The following is a 16,948-nucleotide window of genomic DNA, read 5'->3' on the forward strand; positions in this document are numbered from 1 at the left end:
GGTCCTGGTCGCCGCCGGGGTGCTGGCGCAGGGCTCGGTCAACCTGCTGCGACCGGTCACGTCGTACAAGCTGCTGGCCCTCGGCGCCGACGGCCTGACGGTCGGTCTCGTCACCGCGGTCTATGCCCTGGTCCCGCTCGTGGCGGCGCTCGCGCTGGCGCGCCGGGCCGATCGCACCAGGCGGCTGCTGCGGGCGGCGGGCGCGGCGACCGTGGTGCTCGGCACCGGTGGCGCCCTGCTCGCCCTGGCGGACGGTGTCCTCCTGGTGGTGGCCGGGACGATGGTCCTGGGGGTGGGCCACCTGCTGTTCACCCTCGCGGGGCAGGCCGCCATCGCGCGCTACTCGCGCGACAGCGAGCTCGACCTCGGCTTCGGGTGGTTCACCGCGTCCTACTCGCTGGGCCAGGCGTTGGGGCCGCTGCTCGGGGGCGCGCTGGTGGGCCCGGCAGCCGGAAGTGCGGGGGACCGGCTGGCCCGGGTGGACCTGGCCCTCTGGGTGGGCACCGGGGTGGCCCTGCTCGCGCTCCCGCTGCTCACCGGGTGGCTGTCCCGCACGAGCTGGGTCCTGGTGTCGCTCGTGGGCGCCGCGCTCGCGCTCGCGCTGCCGCCGCTGGTCCTCGACCGCTCGCTGCTCGCCGCCGCGTGCCTGGCGGTCGGCGGCCTCTTCCTGGGCCTGGGCCAACCACTGACGATGACGCTGATCTCGACCGGCGTGCCGACGCAGTGGCGGTCCCAGGCGCTGGCGGTGCGCCTCGTCGGCAACCGGGTCGGCCAGGTCGCCGTGCCGCTCCTCGCCGGCCTCGTGGCCGCGCCGCTCGGCCCCGCGGCGGCCATCTGGCTGAGCTGTGCGCTGCTGGGTGGTTCTGGCGCCTACCTCGAGCTCGCGCACCGACACCGGTGAGGCTCGGCTGACCGCGCGTGCTCACCTACCGGTGAGTCGTGACACAGTGGACCGGTGGCCGCGCTGACGACGGATGCCGTCCTGACCCTGCTCCAGGAGGTGGCGGACGAGGCCATCACGCCGCGCTTCCGTGCGCTCGCCGACGACGAGATCGGCTCCAAGAGCCACCCCGGTGACCTGGTCACGGTCGCCGACCGGGAGGCGGAGGTGCTCATCACCCGGGAGCTGCGGGCCGCCTACCCGGACGCCGTCGTCCTCGGCGAGGAGGCCTTCGCCGACGACCCGGCCAGCATGGACGCCTTCCGTGGCGCCGAGCACGCCTTCACGGTGGACCCGGTCGACGGCACCCGCAACTTTGTCCACGGCTCACCGGACCACGCGGTCATGGTCGCCGAGACCCGGGCCGGCACGACGGTCCGGGCCTGGATCTGGCAGCCGCAGCACCGCCTGGCCTACGTCGCCGAGCGGGGCGCGGGGGCGACCCGCAACGGCGAGCGGCTCCCGCCGCTGCGACCCGGCACCGACCCGGCCCGCTGGCGGGTGCACACCTCCGCCCGGCGGCAGGTCGGCGAGTCGCTCGGCGGCACCGCGCCCATGGCGCTCACCTGGGTGAGTTGCGGCATCGACTACCCGAAGCTCGCGGAGGGGGCCTGCGACGCGCTCGTCTACCACGGGACGCGTGCGTGGGACCACGTGCCCGGCGCGCTGCTCGTCCACGAGGTGGGTGGTCTGGTCGCGACCGACGAGGGCGAGGCATATACCCCGCGCAGCGACCCGCGCGGGATCTTCGCGACCGCCGGCCAGGCGGTGCTGGACCGGCTGCGTCAGGTCTCCTGAGAGCGTGGCGGTTCATGCTGGGCTGTGTCGTGCTCGGTGGTGTCGTGCACGGCTGCCCGCAGCGCGAGCTCCCGCGCCAGCGTCGTCACCTGCTGCTCCAGCTGGCGCATACGGCGGTAGGAGGCCGCGACATATCCCAGGAAGACGACGGTGAGGCCGTAGAGCAGCAGGTCCGCGCCCCGGCCTACCCCGAGCAGCTGGGCCACCTGGGTGAGGACGCGGGGGAAGAGGATCGCCACCGCCGCGAGCACGACGAAGGCCACGAGCAGCAGCCGCCGCACCGCCTGGTGCCGCACCCCGGCGGTCGAGCGGGTGAGCATCGCGGTCACGACGACGACGCTGACCAGCAGCACCAGCTTGATCACGGGTTGGTCGAGCACGTCAGCGCCTCGCTCTCGTCGGTGTCACGGTCGTGGGCGTCACTGCGGTCCATGTCAACGCGGTCGATGTCACTTCAGGATGGTGTCGACGAGGATGTTGACCGAGTTCATCAGCGACTGCCCTTGGCCCGGCTGTAGTCGGTGTAGAGCACGTGCACCGGGTGCTCGGCCCACGGCAGCCGGGTGCGACCGAGCTGCAGGACGATCTCGGTGGCGTGGGCCATGCGGTTCTGGCGCAGGTCGAGCCGGGTGGCGGCGTCGCGGCGGATGACCCGCAGCCCGTTGTGCGCGTCGGTCAGCTTCATCCCGGTCTGCTGGTTGGTCAGCCAGACCGCAGCCTTGAGCACGAGCTTCTTGAGCACCCCCGGGCGGGTGCGGTCGTCGAGGAAGCGGGAGCCGAAGACGATCGCGAGGTCCTCGTCCCGGGCACGCTGCACCATCTGCGCCGCGTCGGCCGGCCGGTGCTGCCCGTCGGCGTCGAAGGTGACGAGGTATGCCGCGTCCGTCGCGTCGAGGACGTAGCGCATCCCGGTCTGCAGCGCGGCCCCTGGCCGAGGTTGAACGGGTGCTGCACGACCACGGCACCGGCCTCCCGGGCGCGCTCGGCGGAGGCGTCGTGGGAGGCGTCGTCGACGCAGACGACGTGGGGGAACAACGCCCGTGCCTCGCGTAGGACCTCCTCGACCACCTGCGCCTCGTCGAACAGGGGGATCACCAGCCAGGCGTCCTCCTGCACGGGCGATAGAGTCATGGCTGCATTGTCCCCCACCGCTACCCCTGGGAGTCCCGTGACGACACGCATCGTCGACAGCGCCGATGTCGCGGACAGCGCGAGCATCGGTGACGACAGCTCGGTCTGGCACCTCGCGCAGGTGCGCGAGGACGCCGTCGTCGGCGCCGGGTGCATCGTGGGGCGGGGGGCCTACGTCGGCACCGGCGTGCACCTCGGGGACCACTGCAAGCTGCAGAACTACGCGCTGGTCTACGAGCCGGCCAGGCTGGGCCACGGGGTCTTCGTCGGTCCCGCGGCCGTGCTGACCAACGACACCTTCCCCCGCGCGGTCAACCCGGACGGCTCACGCAAGGACGCGAGCGACTGGGACGCCGTGGGCGTCACCGTGGGCGACGGGGCCTCGATCGGGGCCCGCGCCGTCTGCATCGCCCCGGTCGAGATCGGCCCGTGGGCCACCGTCGCCGCGGGGGCGGTCGTCGCCAAGGACGTGCCCGCCCACGCCCTGGTCGTCGGCGTCCCGGCCCGGCAGGTCGGGTGGGTGGGACACGCCGGCCGCCCGCTCGAGCCGAGCGGCACCCCGGGGCAGTGGCGCTGCCCGCAGACGGGGACGACATACCTCGAGAGCGACGGTGCCCTGCGCCGCGCCGGGACCGATGAGGAGACCACATGACCGAGCAGCCCATGATCCCCGCGGCCAAGCCGCTGATCGGGGAGGACGAGCGCGCGGCGGTGGACCGGGTGCTGCGCTCGGGGATGGTGGCCCAGGGGCCCGAGGTCGCGGCCTTCGAGGGGGAGTTCGGCGACCAGCTCGTCGCGGGGCGCACCTGCGTCGCGGTCAACTCCGGCACCTCCGGGCTGCACCTGGGGCTGCTCGCCTGCGGGATCGGCGCCGGCGACGAGGTGATCGTGCCCAGCTTCACCTTCGCGGCGACCGCCAACGCGGTGGCGCTGACGGGGGCGACTCCGGTCTTCGCCGACATCAGCCCGGACACCTTCAACCTCGACCCGGAGTCGGTGCGGGCCGCGCTGACCGACCGGACCGCCGCGGTCATGCCGGTGCACCTCTACGGCCACCCGGCGGACATGGACGCCTTGCGCGCGGTGACCGCCGAGCACGGCGTCCAGCTCTTCGAGGACGCGGCGCAGGCGCACGGGGCGACCTACCACGGCACGCCGGTCGGCCGGTTCGGTTCGTTCGCGATGTTCAGCCTCTACCCGACGAAGAACATGACCTCGGGCGAGGGCGGGATGGTCGCCTGTGCCGACGAGGAGATCGCGCGGGGGGTGCGGCTGCTGCGCAACCAGGGGATGGAGAAGCAGTACGCCAACGAGGTCATCGGGCTCAACAACCGGATGACCGACATCCACGCGGCCATCGGGCGGGTGCAGCTGACCAAGGTCGGCGCGTGGACGGAGGCGCGGCAGGCCAACGCGCGCTGGCTCGACGAGCACCTCGCCGGGGTGGACGGGGTCGTGGTGCCGCCGGTGCGGGAGGGGTGCACGCACGTCTACCACCAGTACACCGTCCGGATCGACGGGGCCACGGGCGAGCAGCGGGACGAGGTGGTCGCGGCGCTGCGCGAGGAGCACCACGTGGGGTGCGGGGTCTACTACCCGACGCCGAACCACGAGCTGGTGTCCCTGGCACGCTTCGCGCCGGCCGGGGAGCTGCCGGAGACGGCGCGGGCGGCCGCCGAGGTGATCAGCCTGCCGGTGCACCCCTCGCTCACCGAGCAGGACCTGGAGCGGGTCGCCGACGCGGTCGGGGCCGTCGTCCGCGCGGGCGCGGGAGCCGGCGCGTGATGGAGGACGGCACGACGATCCGGATGGGGCTCATCGGGCTGGGCTCGATGGGGCGGCACCATGCGCGGGTGATCCGTGAGGTCGAGGGGATGGACCTGGTCGCGGTGGCCGATCCCTACGGCGACAAGCACGGGGTGGCCGGGCCGCTGCCGGTGCTGCCCGATGTCGAGGCGCTCATCGGCGAGGGCATCGACGCCGCGATGGTGGCGGTGCCGACCTATCTGCACGAGGAGGTCGCACTGGCGCTGGCCGAGGCCGGTGTCCACACGATGGTGGAGAAGCCGATCGCCGCGACCGCGGAGTCGGGGGAGCGCGTGGCCCGCGCGTCGAGGAGGCCGGGCTGGTCGGGGCGGTGGGTTATGTCGAGCGGTGCAACCCGGCGCTCCGGGAGATGCGGCGGCGGATCGAGGCGGGTGAGTTGGGCGAGGTCTACCAGATCACGACGTCCAGACAGGGCCCGTTCCCCGCGCGGATCGCCGACGTAGGCGTGGTCAAGGACCTCGCGACGCACGACATCGACCTCACGGCGTGGATCGCGCAGTCGCCCTACGTCAGCGTCGCCGGCCAGGTGACGCACCGGTCCGGTCGCGAGCACGAGGACATGGTGGTGGCGACCGGTCAGCTCGAGAGCGGCATCATCGTGTCGCACATCGTCAACTGGCTCTCACCCCGCAAGGTGCGCGAGACGGTCGCCACGGGGGAGAACGGGTCGTTCGTCGCCAACACCCTCTCCGGCGACCTGACCTTCGTCGCCAACGGCGACGTGCGCAGCGAGTGGGACGGCGTCTCGGTCTTCCGCGGGGTCTCCGAGGGCGACTCGATCCGGTATGCCATCGCTCGCCGGGAGCCGCTGCGCGTGGAGCAGGAAGGCTTCCGGGACGCCCTCTGGGGCCGCGACTCCGACATCGTGTCGATGGCCGACGGGGTGCACACCCTCAGGGTCGTGGAAGCGGTGCTGGAGTCCGCCGCGACCAACCGCACCATCGCTCTGTGACCACCCCACCCCTCATCCCACCGGGCGTCGCGCATGGTTGCTCCAGACCCGACCGGACGTCGCCGATGGTTGCCCGACGCGCCTTTCTGGACAGAGGATTCTGGGGTCCGTTCCCCAGGAACCTCTGTCCACTTCCTGTGTCCTCCGGCGACTGTGAGTGGTTGAACCGTGCGTGAGCGCAAGCCTCTCGTCGTCCTGGCGTCGCGGATCTACGCCCCCGAGGCGGCGGCCGCGACCTTCCGGCTGTCGGCGTTGGTGCGTGCCCTCACCGATCGCGCCCGGGTCCGCGTCCTGACCACGACGCCGCCCCCGGCTCTGCGCCCACCACGGTCGACGCTCGGTGGGGTCCAGGGCAACCCGGCGCGACGCGCGGTGGGGGGTGAGGGCCAGCAGGAGGAGGGGCGCGCCAGCGCGGAAGGGGTGGAGGTGTCGCGGTGGCCGGTGCTGCGCGACGCGACCGGGTATGTCCGTGGCTACCTGCCCTACCTGTCCTTCGACCTGCCGCTCGCCCTCCGGCTGTTCACCGGTCCACGCCCCGACGTGGTCGTCGTGGAGCCGCCGCCGACGACGGGCGCGGTGACTCGGGTCGCGCTAGCGCTCCGAGGCGGGATCCACGGGCGAGGGATCCCCTACGTCTACTACGCAGCCGACGTGTGGTCCGACGCGACGGCCTCGATGGGTGCACCTGCGCCCGTGGTCGGGCTGATGCGTGCGGTGGAGCGCTACGCTCTGCGCGGGGCGGCGCACGTCGTCGCGGTGAGCGACGGGGTCGCCGAGCGCGTGCGGGCCCTGGCCGGACCCGGGGCGCCGGTGACGGTCGTGCCCAACGGGATCGACACCGACGTCTTCACCCCGGACGGCGAGGTCCACGCGGACGCGCCTGAGACGGCATACCTCGTGTATGCCGGGACCGCCTCGGAGTGGCAGGGCGCGGAGGTCTTCGCCGAGGCGATGCGCGAGGTCGTGCGCGCCGTCCCGGGCGCGCGGCTGGTCTTCCTGGGGCAGGGCTCGTCCTGGCCCACGCTGGAGCGGATCGCCGCCGAGCTGCCGCCCGGGACGATCGAGCTGCGTCCGCTCGTGCCCCCGGAAGAGGCCGCCGCCTGGCTGCGCGGGGCCGCCGCGGCGCTGGTGAGCGTCCGACCAGGGGTGGGATACGACTTCGCCTATCCGACGAAGGTGGTCGCGGCGCTGGCGTGCGGGGCGCCCGTGGTCTTCGCCGGGCCGGGACCGGCCGCGGCGGACGTGCGCGACCACGGGCTCGGGGCGGCCGTCGAGCACGAGCCAGGGGCCGTGGCCGCAGCGATGGTGGCTGCCCTGCGCGCCTCGCCGGACGAGCAGGAGCGCGCCCGCCGGGTGGAGTGGGTCCGGGAGCACCGGAGCCTCTCGGCGACCGGTGAGGGCGCGGCCAGGATCGTGCTGGAGGCAGGTCTGTCAGGCCCGGGTGGCAGGCTCCCCCCATGGGACAGGTCGACGACGAGCTGAGTGGTTTCGCCCTCGGGATGCCCGGGGCGTGGCGGGACTCGCCGTGGGACGACGGCGACGTCGCGAAGGTCGGCCCGGGGGAGCGGGGCAAGATCTTCGCCTTCCTCGGTCCGGGCCGGCTGGGGGTGAAGTGCGGGCTGTCGCGGGAGGAGGCCGACGAGTGGCTCGACCGCTTCCCCGACGACGCGACCGTCATGGCCTACATCGGTCGCAGCGGGTGGAACGACCTGCGGACGGACGGGGCCATCCCGGTCGAGGAGTTGAAGGAGGCGATCGAGGACTCCTATGACATGGTGGTCAGCAGGATGCCGAGGAAGGACCGACCATGACCAGGTGGGGCAAGGAAGGCGAGCGGCCCGGTGCGCCGAAGGCCGAGGACCAGCTGACCGACCAGGGCGTGACGAAGCGGCGTCCGTCGGCGGCGACCACGGCCCGCGCGGTCCAGAGCTGGGTCGACCAGACGATCGACCAGGCGCAGCGGCAGGGCACCTTCGACGATCTGCCGGGAGCCGGCAAGCCGCTGCGCGACGTCGACACGCGCAACGATCCCGACTGGTGGGTCAAGAGCCTGATCCAACGGGAGCAGCTCGACCTCTCCGGCGCGATGCCCGGTGTGATGCAGCTGCGTCGGGAGAAGGCGGCCTATCCCGAGGCGCTGTTGCCGCTGCCGGACGAGGCGGCCGTCCGCGCGGCGGTCGAGGACTTCAACGCGCGGGTGCTCGCCGACCGCCGACGCCCGCACGCCGGGCCGACGTCGCCGCCGGTGGTGGGACGGCTCGACGTCGAGGAGATGGTGCAGGCCTGGCGGGAGGCCCGCACCGCAGGCTGAGGGCGTCCGCGCTTGGCTGGTCCTCTCCGGTGACCCGGGTGCAGACACACCGAGCGCATCGCGGGGCACCCGGTGGCGCTGGGGAGGGGATTGCTAACCTGAGCGGCACGCCACGCGGGGTGCCCACTGGGCTGAGAGGGAGACGATCCCGACCCGTCGAACCTGATCTCGATCATGCGAGCGGAGGGATCGTGGCCGTGCCGGCGATGGCACCCCTTTGTGTCTCGCGGAGGATGCCATGAGCTTCGCCGCCGAGCAGCGCGAGCGCTGCGACCACCTGTTCCAGGCCTTCTACGACCATCCCTACCTGCGCTCGCTCGCCGACGGCGGCGCCAGCCGGGAGAGTGTGCTGCACTACGTGGCTCAGGACCACGCATACCTCACCGCCTTCATGCGCGGCTATGGGCAGGGCATCGCGCTGAGCCCCGACCGGGAGTGGGTGGCTTGGTTCCGTGACCAGATCACCTTCCTGCTCGAGGATGAGACACATCCCCACCACGTGCTGTGCGCGGCCTTCGACGTCGACTACGCGTCCGTCACCGCCGCCCGGATGGCGCCGACCGCCCAGGCCTACATCAACCACATGATGCTGGCCGGGCGTGACAGCCTGGGGGTGCTCATGGCGGCACTCGCACCCTGCCCGTGGACCTACATCTGGGCAGCCCAGCGTCAGCAGGCGGAGGCTCCCGTGGCGGCGGACAACCCGTTCCGGGGGTGGTGGGAGTTCTACGCCGACGCGGGGGAGATCCTGCAGGACTTCACCGACCGCCTGGACCGGCTCGCCGAAGAGGCCGGCCCGGCTGAGCGGGCGAGGATGGCCCAGGCATTCGAGGACAGCTGCCACCTGGAGATCAGATTCTGGCAGATGGCCTGGACCCAGGAGACCTGGGAGGACTCGCTGAGCCTCGGGCGGGCGGTCGCTCTGACCTGACCGGCGCTCATCGGGGAGGGACGCGCCGACTGGCCGGCGCATACCGTGCGGCCGGTTGGCGCATACCGTGTTGCCGGTCGGCGCATACCGTGCGGCCGGTCCGTCAGGGGTTGTGGTGCTGTCGCCAGGCGTGGTGCACGGGGCCGGGGCCGTGGCCGATGGCGAGGTCCCGGCCGCGCTCCAGCGCGCCGGTGAGCCAGTCCTTGGCGTCGGTCACGGCCTCGATCCAGGTGTCGCGCACGGGGACCAGCGCGGTGATCGCCGAGGAGAGGGTGCAGCCGGTCCCGTGGGTGTGGGGGGTGTCGACGCGCGGGGTGCGCAGCTCGGTCAGGCCGTCGGCGTCGGCCCAGACGTCCACCGCGTCCCCGTCGGCCAGGTGGCCGCCCTTGAGCAGCACCCGTTCGGCGCCGAGGTCGCGCAGCGCGAGCGCCTGGTCGCGCATCGTCGCCACGTCACCCGCCTGGGCCTCCGGGTCGAGGCCGAGGAGCACGGCCGCCTCGGGGAGGTTCGGGGTGATCGCGGCCACGTGCGGCAGCATCGAGCGCACCTCCTCGATCGCGTCCTCGTCGAGCAGACGGGAGCCCGCGGTCGAGACCATGACCGGGTCGAGCACCACGCGCGGCAACGAACCCGACCGGCACAGGTCGCCCACGGTGCGCGCCACCTCCGCGGTGCCGAGCATGCCGATCTTGGTCGCAGCGACGTCCAGGTCCGCCACCAGGGTCTCCACCTGCTCCTGCACGAAGGCGGCCGGCACGGGGAGCACCCCGGTCACGCCCTGCGTGCTCTGCGCGGTGAGCGAGGTCAGGACCGCGCAGCCGTAGGCCCCCAGCGCCGCGAAGGTCTTGAGGTCGGCCTGGATGCCCGCGCCACCGGAGGGGTCCGACCCGGCCACGGTCAGCACGATCGTCGTCATCGCGCGGCTCCCACCTGGTCTGCCAGGTCGCGGGCAGCCACCTGCGGGTCGTCGGCCGAGCAGATCCCGCTGACCACCGCCAACCCGTCCACCCCGGTCGCCAGGACCGCCGCGGCCCGGGCGGGGTCGATGCCGCCGATGGCCACGGACGGCAGCGTCGCGGCGGCCACCAGCTCGGCGAGGCCGTCGACCCCGACCGGCGTGGCGTGGTCGACCTTGCTGGGCGTCGCCCACACCGGTCCCAGCCCGAGGTAGTCCACCGTGCCCGCCGGCAGCTCGGCGGCGGCCCGCACCTGCTCCGCGGACGTGCACGACAGCCCGAGGTATGCCGTGTCGCCGAGCATCGCGCGCGCCGCCTCGGGAGCGAGGTCGGACTGGCCGACGTGGGCACCGTCGGCGCCGATGCGCTCCGCGAGGTGGACGCGGTCGTTGACGATGAGGGGGGCGGCAGACCTCGCGCCGTCGAGCGCGCGGCGGGCGAGCAGCCCGAGCGCGAGGAACTCCTCGTCCGAGGCGTCCGGGTCGCGCAGCTGGACCACCGTCGCGCCACCCGCCACGGCGGCCCGGATGGTCGTGGAGAGGCCGTGGCGCCGCGTCATACCCGTGTCGGTCACGAGGTAGAGGCTGAGGTCGAGCGGGGCGCGGCTCATGCCAGCCGCACCCGCTCAGCCAGCGTGTCCGCCTCGAGCACGGCGAGTTCGTCCAGCAGCGCCACCGCGAAGCTCCCCGGCCCGGCCGACGCGGCGGCGGCACCGTCCGCGGCCACCGTCAGCGCTGCCGTGGCGGTCGTCGCCGCGAGCAGCGGGTCTGGCTCGACCGCCGCCGCGGCCGCCATGAGGGCGCCGAGCGCGCAGCCGACCCCGGTGACCCGGGTCAGGAGCGGGTGGCCGTTGTGGACCTCGACGCATCGAGTCCCGTCCGTGAGCCGATCCACCGGGCCGCTCACGGCCACCGCGCACCCGTGGGTCCCGGCCAGGGAACGGGCCGTGGCGAGACTGTCCTCGGTGCTGTGGGTCGCGTCCACACCGCGGCCTGCGGACCCACCGCCGAGCGCGAGGATCTCCGAGGCGTTGCCGCGGATGATCGCCGGTGCCGTGGTCCCGAGCAGCTCGTGGGCGATGCTGGTGCGCCAGCCGAGCCCCGCGGCGACCGGGTCCAGCACCCACGGGGTGCTCGCCGCGTCGGCGGCGGCGACGGCGAGGCGCATCCCGTCGGCGGTGCCCTCCGAGGGAGTCCCGAGGTTGACCAGGAGGCCCTCAGCCAGGGCGGCGAAGTCGGCGGCCTCGTGCGGGTTGTCGACCATCGCCGGAGCCGCACCGGCGGCGAGCAGCAGGTTGGCGCTCAGCGGCGCGGCCACGATGTTCGTGAGGCACTGGGTGAGCGGTGAGGCCTCGCGCAACGAGGCCCAGCAGGCGGCGAGACGGTCGGGGCGGACGGGTTCGGACGTCATCGACGTTCCCTTCGCTAGTACGAGCTAGATCAGGTTCGACGGGTGTGATCTCAGCCGCACAGCGGCACCCCGCGTCGGGACTCAGGCTACCGCGGCGACACCGGGACCGGCTCTCCGGGCCCCACCCGCCACCGGCTCGGTTCAGCGCGACAGCAGCGTCTGATCGAGCACGGCGGCGGCGCGGCGGCCGTCGTGGTGGCGGCGCGCCCAGGCGGGACCGTGCGCAGCCAGCCGGGTATGCCCGTCCCGGTCGGACAGGACGCCCCGCAGCGCCTGCTCGAGTGACCCGGCGTCGGCCTCGACCACCGGCACCACCCCGTCGCCGCCCAGGTCACGGTCGGCGCGGGCCATGCGCTCCTGCACCCCGGGCGCAGGTGCGCGACCGCGAGCCGCCCGGCGGCGAGCGTCTCGGCGAGGAGCACGCCGGGGTTGCCCAGCACCACCTGGTCGACCACGACGTCGGCGTCGGCGACGAAGGCCGCCATCTGCTCGTGCGGCACCCCGGAGAGCCGGCGGTACTCCACCAGGCCGGCCGACTGCAGCCCCTCCAGCACCTCCTCGACCACCTCGGTGCCCTTGAGCCGCGGGTTCGACGGCGCGTGCAACACGACTGGCCGCTGCCGCTCCAGCACCGGCCGCGACCCCGCCCCGGCGAACCGGTCGACGTCGACCACCAAGGGCAGCCAGGTCGCCTCCGGGAGCACGTCGAGCAGGTCGGGGGTCGAGACGAGCACCGGCCCGTCGTAGGACGCGAGGTCGCGGGTGTTGCGCTCGACCACGGCCTGCAGCGTGCGCAGGTAGTCGTCCCAGTCACCGTCGAACGGGCTGTGCGGGTAGGCCTCGGCGTGCTGGCGCAGGTCGCGGATCTCGCTGCCGTGGTAGACCACCGCGTGCCGGACTCCGGCCGCGTCCAGCGCCGCCGCGTCGTGGAGCATCGACCCCGCGTGCAGGTCGCCGAGCACCGGTCGCCCGGACTCGAAGAGCACGTGCGTGGCCTCCCGCAGCACCCGCTCGCCGTGGATAGCGCGGACGTGCCCGCGCTGCGCGAGCACCGACAGCTCGTGGTCGGCCGGGAAGCGGAAGGACGACGCCGTCAGAGATCTGGCCGCCACGAGGTTCTGCGCCGCCACGTCCGGAAGATGGTCGGCGGCTGCGCGGGCCCAGGCATACCCCTGGCCGGCGGTGTTCCACGGCCCGACGTAGAGGCGGCGCGCCGCGGCGGGCATCGGCACGAGCCCGCGCAGCTCGGCGTCGGCGCGCCGGCGCACCGGGAGGGTGGCGAGCTCGCGCACCGGGCGGGGCGTCGCAGCGAGCGCGCGCCAGGCGAGCCGCCGCAGGTTGACGGGTGGGTCCACGCCCGCAGCCTACGATGGAGCCCATGACCAGGCTGCCCGCATGATCCGGTTGCTGCGGGCGCTGCGTCGCCTGCTGCCGCTGCTGCCGCCGAGCACCCGCTGGTTCCTCATCGGCTTCGCGGTCGCCTCCAGCGTGCTCGCCGTGGTCGACATCCTCGCGCTCTCGCTGCTGGCGCTCACCCTCGCTCCGATGATCCAGGGCAACCCGGTGCAGCTGCCGCTGCTCGGGGCGGTGCCGCCGGAGCGGTATGCCTGGCTGCTCGGCTCGATCTGCGCGCTCGTCGTCGCCAAGGGGCTGGCGACGATGGCCCTGCAGTGGGTCGTGGCGAAGCGGCTGGCCGCCTACGACCTCGTCATCGGCGACCGGCTCTTCGGCGCCTACATCCGCGCGCCGTGGACCGAGCGGCTGCGGCGCAACACCTCCCAGCTGGTGCGGCTCGCCGACGTCGGCATCGCCAACACCACGACCGGGCTGCTGCTGCCGGCCGCCTCGCTGCCGGCCGAGGTGGCCACCTTCGGCGCGGTGCTCGTCGTGCTGCTCGTCGCCCAGCCGCTCACCGCGCTGGTCACCTTCGCCTACCTCGGCGGACTCGCCGTGCTCATGTACCTCGTCATCTCCCCGCGGGCGGTCGTGGCCGGGCGCGTCGGCCGGGACTACTCCTTCAAGGTCGCCGGGCTGATGACCGAGATGATGGGCGCGCTCAAGGAGGTCACGCTGCGCGGCAAGGCGCAGGAGGTGGCCGACGAGGTGCACGCCCACCGGGTGCACGCGACCCGGGCACGCTCGCACCTGATGTTCCTCAACACCGTCCCGAAGTTCGTGACCGACACCGGGCTGGTGCTCGGCTTCGCGGTGGTCGGGGGAGCGGCCTACCTCCTCGGCGGCGCGGACCAGGCCTTCGAGGCGGTCGCGCTCTTCGCGGTGGCCGGCATGCGGATGATCCCCAGCGTCAACCGCTTCCAGTCGATCATCACCCAGACCGCCTCGACGCTGCCGCACGCCGAGGCGGTCATCACCGACATCCAGGACGCCCAGGGCTATGTCAAGCGGCCGAGCGGCTCGGCACCGAGCCGCTGCCGGAGGAGCCGCGGCTGCTCGCCCTGCGCGAGGTCGCCTTCACCTACCCCGGCTCCGCCGAGCCCGCGCTGCGCGATGTCGACCTGGACGTCCCGCTGGGCTCCTCGGTCGCGCTCGTCGGGGCCAGCGGGGCCGGGAAGTCGACGCTGGTGGACGTCCTGCTCGGCCTCCTCACGCCCTCGGCGGGGGAGATCCGGGTGGACGACGCGCCGCTGCCCGAGGTGCTCGGCGCGTGGCGGGCGCGGGTGGCTACGTGCCGCAGGAGGTCAACCTCTTCGACGGCACCATCGCCCAGAACGTCGCGCTGACCTGGGGCGACGACATCGACGAGGGCGCGGTGACCCGCGCGCTGGAGCGGGCCCAGCTCCTGGACGTGGTGACCGAGCGCGGTGGCCTGGGGGTCCGGGTCGCGGAACGGGGGCTGGCACTCTCCGGCGGGCAGCGGCAGCGGCTCGGCATCGCGCGCGCTGTATGCCGACCCGCTCGTCCTCGTGCTCGACGAGGCGACCTCGGCGCTGGACACCGCGACCGAGGACGCGGTCGCCACCGCGATCCGCGAGCTGCACGGGGAGGTCACCGTCATCGCGGTCGCCCACCGGCTCTCCACGGTCCGGCACAGCGACCAGGTGTGCTTCATGAAGAACGGCACCATCGTGGCGCGCGGCGACTTCGACCACGTCGTCGCCGCGCACCCGGAGTTCGCCACCCAGGCGCGGTTGTCGGGGCTGGCATGAGCGGGACGGGCACGAGCGGGGCCGACACCCCCGGGGCGGGCACGAGCGGCACCGACCTGGCTGATGCGCGCGGCTGGCTGCCGTCGGTGGACGTCGACGTCGTCGTCGCGGTCCACGACCTGGCCCGTCCCGTGTGGCGGGTGGTCCACTCCGCGCTGCACGGCGCCGACCTGCGGGGCATCGTCGACGGCGGGCCGCGGGTCAGGGTGACCGTGGTCTGCCACGAGGTGGACGAGCACGCGGTGCGCCGCGCGGTGGAGGAGGGGCTCGCCGGGCAGGGCGAGGAGGCCGCCGAGCTCGCCGCGCACGTGCGCTACCTCGCGGTGCGGGACGGCCTGCGCAGCCCCGCCGGGCCGTTCAACGCCGGCCTCCTGGCCGCCGACGGGCGCTACGTCAGCATCATCGGCTCCGACGACCGGTATGCCTCCGGCGCACTGCCGGCATGGGTGCGGCTCGCCGACGAGGTGGGCTCCGCGTGGCTCATGGCCCGACTGGAGACCGAGGACGGCGAGCAGGTCCGCACGCCGCGCACCCGCCCCGGCCGCAGCCGGGACCTCGACCTCGTGGCCGACCGGCTGGCCTACCGCACCGCGCCGCTGGGGCTGCTGCGGCGGGAGACGCTCGACGGGCTCGGCCTGCTCGACGGCGACGGCCCGCTCACGCCCGGCCTGCAGACGGGCGAGGACGTCGAGCTCTCGCTGCGCCTGTCGGCCTCGGGCGAGCGCATCGACCTGGCGCGCGAGGCGCCCGCCTACGTCATCGGCACCCGCGGCGAGGGCCGCACCACTGCCGCGAGACGTCCTGTCGCCGACGAGCTGGCGGCGCACGCGCGGCTGCTCGACCTGCGCTGGGTGCGGGCGCTGCCCGAGCCCGCCCGCGAGGCGATCGCCGTCAAGACCCTGCGCATCCACGTCCTGGGCGCCGTGCGCCGCCGCCCTGCCCCGCTGGACTGGGCACCCGGGGAGGCGGCCCTCGTCCGCGGACTGACCCGCGACCTGCTGGCGATGGCGCCCGGCACGCCGCGTGCCCTGCACCGCGCGGACCGGGCACTCCTCGACGCGGTGCTCGTGGCCCGCGACACCGACGCCCTCGCGGCCGCCGCCGCGGCCCGCGGCGAGGCTTCGCGCTGGGACATCCTGCTGACACCGGACCCGCGCGACAACCTCGCCCCGGAGTCGACGGTCCGGGCCCACGCCGAGGCCGCGGTCGACGACGCGGTGGCGCGCGTCCGCGCCGGGCTGGGCCGTCGGCATACCCTCCACGACGCGCAGCGACCGCGGGTGCTCGTGCTCTCCTTCAGCCCGATCGCCCGCGACGCCCGGGTGCTCAAGCAGGTGCGCCACCTGTCCCGCGAGTTCGACGTCGTCACCTGCGGCTACGGCCCGGCACCGGAGGGGGTGCTCGGGCACGTCGAGGTGCCGGCCGACCGGCAGAACACCCTGGACGGCCGGCTCATCACCGTGCACAGCTACCGCGCCGCCTACGCAGCGCAGGCAGGGGTGCGGTGGGCGCTGCGGCACCTGCCCCGGGGCGCGGCCGACGTCGTGCTCGCCAACGACCTCGACGCGGTGCCGCTCGCGCTGTGGCTCGCGCCACGCGCCGGTGTCCACGCCGACCTGCACGAGTTCTTCCCGCTGCTGCACGAGGAGGACGAGGCGTGGCTTCGGCGCATCTCGCCCTACCAGGAGTGGCTGTGCCGGACCTACCTGCCGCGGTGCGCCTCGGTCACCACGGTGAGCGGGCGGATCGCGCAGGAGTATGCCGACCGTTTCGGCGTGGACGTCGGCGTGGTCACCAACGCCACCCCCTACGCCGACCTCGCCCCGACCCCCGTCGGGTCGCCGGTGCGGCTGGTCCACTCCGGCGCGTGCCTGCGCAACCGGCACCTGGCGGTCATGACCGAGGCGGTCGTCGCTGCCGCGGCGCAGGGTGCCCCGGTGACCCTCGACCTCTACCTCACCCCCAACGACCCGGGGCACCTCGACGAGCTGCGCGCGGCGGCCCAGGCCAGCGGCGGGGTCGTCCGGGTGCACGACCCGGTGCCCTACGCCGACCTGCTGGCGGTCCTCAACCGGCACGACGTGGGGATCCACGTGCTGCCGCCGCTGTCGTTCAACAACAGGCACGCGCTGCCCAACAAGATCTTCGACTACGTCCAGGCGCGGCTCGGCATGGTCGTCGGCCCCAGCCCAGACATGGCGCACATGGTGACCGCACACGGGGTGGGGGTGGTCGCCGACGGCTTCGACGTGGCCTCGGTCACCGACGCGATCAGCCAGGTGGAGGCCGGCCGGGTCGCGCGCTGGAAGAACGCCGCGACCCGGGCCGCGCGGGAGCTCTCGGACGAGCGTCAGTCCCCGGCCTGGGTGCGCGCGGTCCGGGCGGTCGCCGACGCGGCGGGGAGCGGCCGTGCCGGCTGACCCTCGGCCCCGGCTCCTGATCATGGCCTGGAGCACGCTGCGCTCGGACGCCCGGGTGCTGCGCCAGATCAGGCTCTTCTCGTCCCGGTATTCCGTGACGACCCT

15 protein-coding genes, 2 pseudogenes and 2 riboswitches are annotated in these 16,948 nt (G+C 74.0%); of the genes and pseudogenes, 11 read left to right on the top strand and 6 right to left on the bottom strand.

The window, feature by feature from the left end; all coding sequences use genetic code 11:
* The first annotated feature begins 19 nt into the window (after nucleotides 1–19).
* Nucleotides 20–901 (top strand): MFS transporter, encoded by an 882-nt coding sequence (locus BJF80_RS11930; RefSeq protein WP_237767583.1) that lies wholly within the window; start codon nucleotides 20–22, stop codon nucleotides 899–901.
* 54 nt (nucleotides 902–955) lie between these two features.
* Nucleotides 956–1,738, top strand: coding sequence for an inositol monophosphatase family protein (locus BJF80_RS11935; protein ID WP_237767584.1), 783 nt, complete (start codon nucleotides 956–958; stop codon nucleotides 1,736–1,738).
* On the opposite strand, the gene BJF80_RS11940 is transcribed toward BJF80_RS11935, so the two are convergent.
* A complete protein-coding gene (locus BJF80_RS11940) occupies nucleotides 1,726–2,118 on the bottom strand; it encodes a DUF2304 domain-containing protein (RefSeq protein ID WP_022923771.1) in 393 nt (130 codons plus the stop codon). The two genes, BJF80_RS11935 and BJF80_RS11940, sit on opposite strands and share 13 nt — an antisense overlap.
* Nucleotides 2,119–2,187: 69 nt before the next feature.
* Nucleotides 2,188–2,869, bottom strand: a pseudogene (locus BJF80_RS11945) (glycosyltransferase family 2 protein).
* On the opposite strand from BJF80_RS11945, the gene BJF80_RS11950 reads away from it, so the two are divergent.
* From BJF80_RS11950 to BJF80_RS11980, 7 genes and pseudogenes are all read left to right on the top strand, one after another.
* Nucleotides 2,868–3,521: an acyltransferase gene (locus BJF80_RS11950; RefSeq protein WP_202817207.1), complete on the top strand. Its 654-nt coding sequence runs from the start codon at nucleotides 2,868–2,870 to the stop codon at nucleotides 3,519–3,521. The pseudogene BJF80_RS11945 and the gene BJF80_RS11950 sit on opposite strands and share 2 nt — an antisense overlap.
* Complete coding sequence (locus BJF80_RS11955) at nucleotides 3,518–4,654, top strand: DegT/DnrJ/EryC1/StrS family aminotransferase (protein WP_075813902.1); 1,137 nt, start codon at nucleotides 3,518–3,520, stop codon at nucleotides 4,652–4,654. Before BJF80_RS11950 ends, BJF80_RS11955 begins: the two co-directional genes overlap by 4 nt.
* Nucleotides 4,654–5,648, top strand: a pseudogene (locus BJF80_RS11960) (Gfo/Idh/MocA family protein). The gene BJF80_RS11955 and the pseudogene BJF80_RS11960 overlap by 1 nt, the downstream one beginning before the upstream one ends.
* 168 nt (nucleotides 5,649–5,816) lie before the next feature.
* Entirely contained in the window at nucleotides 5,817–7,130 is a 1,314-nt protein-coding gene (locus BJF80_RS11965; protein ID WP_075813904.1) for a glycosyltransferase, read from the top strand.
* The gene (locus tag BJF80_RS11970) at nucleotides 7,106–7,459 is read left to right on the top strand and encodes an MmcQ/YjbR family DNA-binding protein (RefSeq protein ID WP_022923777.1); all 354 of its coding nucleotides are present in this window, start codon (nucleotides 7,106–7,108) and stop codon (nucleotides 7,457–7,459) included. The genes BJF80_RS11965 and BJF80_RS11970 overlap by 25 nt, the downstream gene beginning before the upstream one ends.
* Entirely contained in the window at nucleotides 7,456–7,959 is a 504-nt protein-coding gene (locus BJF80_RS11975) for a DnaJ family domain-containing protein (protein ID WP_075813906.1), read from the top strand. Before BJF80_RS11970 ends, BJF80_RS11975 begins: the two co-directional genes overlap by 4 nt.
* 105 nt (nucleotides 7,960–8,064) lie before the next feature.
* A riboswitch (TPP riboswitch) is annotated at nucleotides 8,065–8,166 on the top strand.
* A 31-nt stretch (nucleotides 8,167–8,197) separates the two neighbouring features.
* On the top strand, nucleotides 8,198–8,890 hold the full coding sequence (locus BJF80_RS11980; protein ID WP_022923778.1) for a TenA family protein: 693 nt from the start codon (nucleotides 8,198–8,200) through the stop codon (nucleotides 8,888–8,890).
* A gap of 103 nt (nucleotides 8,891–8,993) precedes the next feature.
* On the opposite strand, the gene thiD is transcribed toward BJF80_RS11980, so the two are convergent.
* The 4 genes from thiD to BJF80_RS12000 form a co-directional block, all read right to left on the bottom strand.
* Nucleotides 8,994–9,806, bottom strand: coding sequence for a bifunctional hydroxymethylpyrimidine kinase/phosphomethylpyrimidine kinase (gene thiD, locus BJF80_RS11985; RefSeq protein ID WP_075813908.1), 813 nt, complete (start codon nucleotides 9,804–9,806; stop codon nucleotides 8,994–8,996).
* On the bottom strand, nucleotides 9,803–10,456 hold the full coding sequence (gene thiE, locus BJF80_RS11990; RefSeq protein WP_075813910.1) for a thiamine phosphate synthase: 654 nt from the start codon (nucleotides 10,454–10,456) through the stop codon (nucleotides 9,803–9,805). The genes thiD and thiE overlap by 4 nt, the downstream gene beginning before the upstream one ends.
* Nucleotides 10,453–11,256 (bottom strand): hydroxyethylthiazole kinase, encoded by an 804-nt coding sequence (gene thiM, locus BJF80_RS11995; RefSeq protein ID WP_075814008.1) that lies wholly within the window; start codon nucleotides 11,254–11,256, stop codon nucleotides 10,453–10,455. Before thiM ends, thiE begins: the two co-directional genes overlap by 4 nt.
* Nucleotides 11,245–11,338, bottom strand: a riboswitch (TPP riboswitch). It overlaps the preceding gene by 12 nt.
* 4 nt (nucleotides 11,339–11,342) lie before the next feature.
* Complete coding sequence (locus BJF80_RS12000; protein ID WP_075813912.1) at nucleotides 11,343–12,611, bottom strand: hypothetical protein; 1,269 nt, start codon at nucleotides 12,609–12,611, stop codon at nucleotides 11,343–11,345.
* 393 nt (nucleotides 12,612–13,004) lie between these two features.
* Here BJF80_RS12000 and BJF80_RS20315 point away from each other — a divergent pair, with 393 nt between their 5' ends.
* Nucleotides 13,005–13,997, top strand: a complete 993-nt coding sequence (locus BJF80_RS20315) for an ATP-binding cassette domain-containing protein (RefSeq protein ID WP_237767597.1) — start codon at nucleotides 13,005–13,007, stop codon at nucleotides 13,995–13,997.
* Between the two features lie 422 nt (nucleotides 13,998–14,419).
* Nucleotides 14,420–16,843, top strand: coding sequence for a glycosyltransferase family protein (locus BJF80_RS19110; protein ID WP_187344368.1), 2,424 nt, complete (start codon nucleotides 14,420–14,422; stop codon nucleotides 16,841–16,843).
* Nucleotides 16,844–16,948 lie beyond the last annotated feature (105 nt).

Source organism: Serinicoccus sp. CUA-874 (genome assembly GCF_001942225.1).
Taxonomy (GTDB): domain Bacteria; phylum Actinomycetota; class Actinomycetes; order Actinomycetales; family Dermatophilaceae; genus Ornithinicoccus; species Ornithinicoccus marinus.

Coding starts and splice junctions, on each gene's coding strand:
- BJF80_RS11950 (WP_202817207.1), top strand. CDS start 2,868: ATGGCTGCATTGTCCCCCACCGCTACCCCTGGGAGTCCCGTGACGACA.
- thiD (WP_075813908.1), bottom strand. CDS start 9,806: ATGACGACGATCGTGCTGACCGTGGCCGGGTCGGACCCCTCCGGTGGC.
- BJF80_RS19110 (WP_187344368.1), top strand. CDS start 14,420: ATGAGCGGGACGGGCACGAGCGGGGCCGACACCCCCGGGGCGGGCACG.
- BJF80_RS11980 (WP_022923778.1), top strand. CDS start 8,198: ATGAGCTTCGCCGCCGAGCAGCGCGAGCGCTGCGACCACCTGTTCCAG.
- thiM (WP_075814008.1), bottom strand. CDS start 11,256: ATGACGTCCGAACCCGTCCGCCCCGACCGTCTCGCCGCCTGCTGGGCC.
- BJF80_RS11970 (WP_022923777.1), top strand. CDS start 7,106: ATGGGACAGGTCGACGACGAGCTGAGTGGTTTCGCCCTCGGGATGCCC.
- BJF80_RS11975 (WP_075813906.1), top strand. CDS start 7,456: ATGACCAGGTGGGGCAAGGAAGGCGAGCGGCCCGGTGCGCCGAAGGCC.
- BJF80_RS11955 (WP_075813902.1), top strand. CDS start 3,518: ATGACCGAGCAGCCCATGATCCCCGCGGCCAAGCCGCTGATCGGGGAG.
- thiE (WP_075813910.1), bottom strand. CDS start 10,456: ATGAGCCGCGCCCCGCTCGACCTCAGCCTCTACCTCGTGACCGACACG.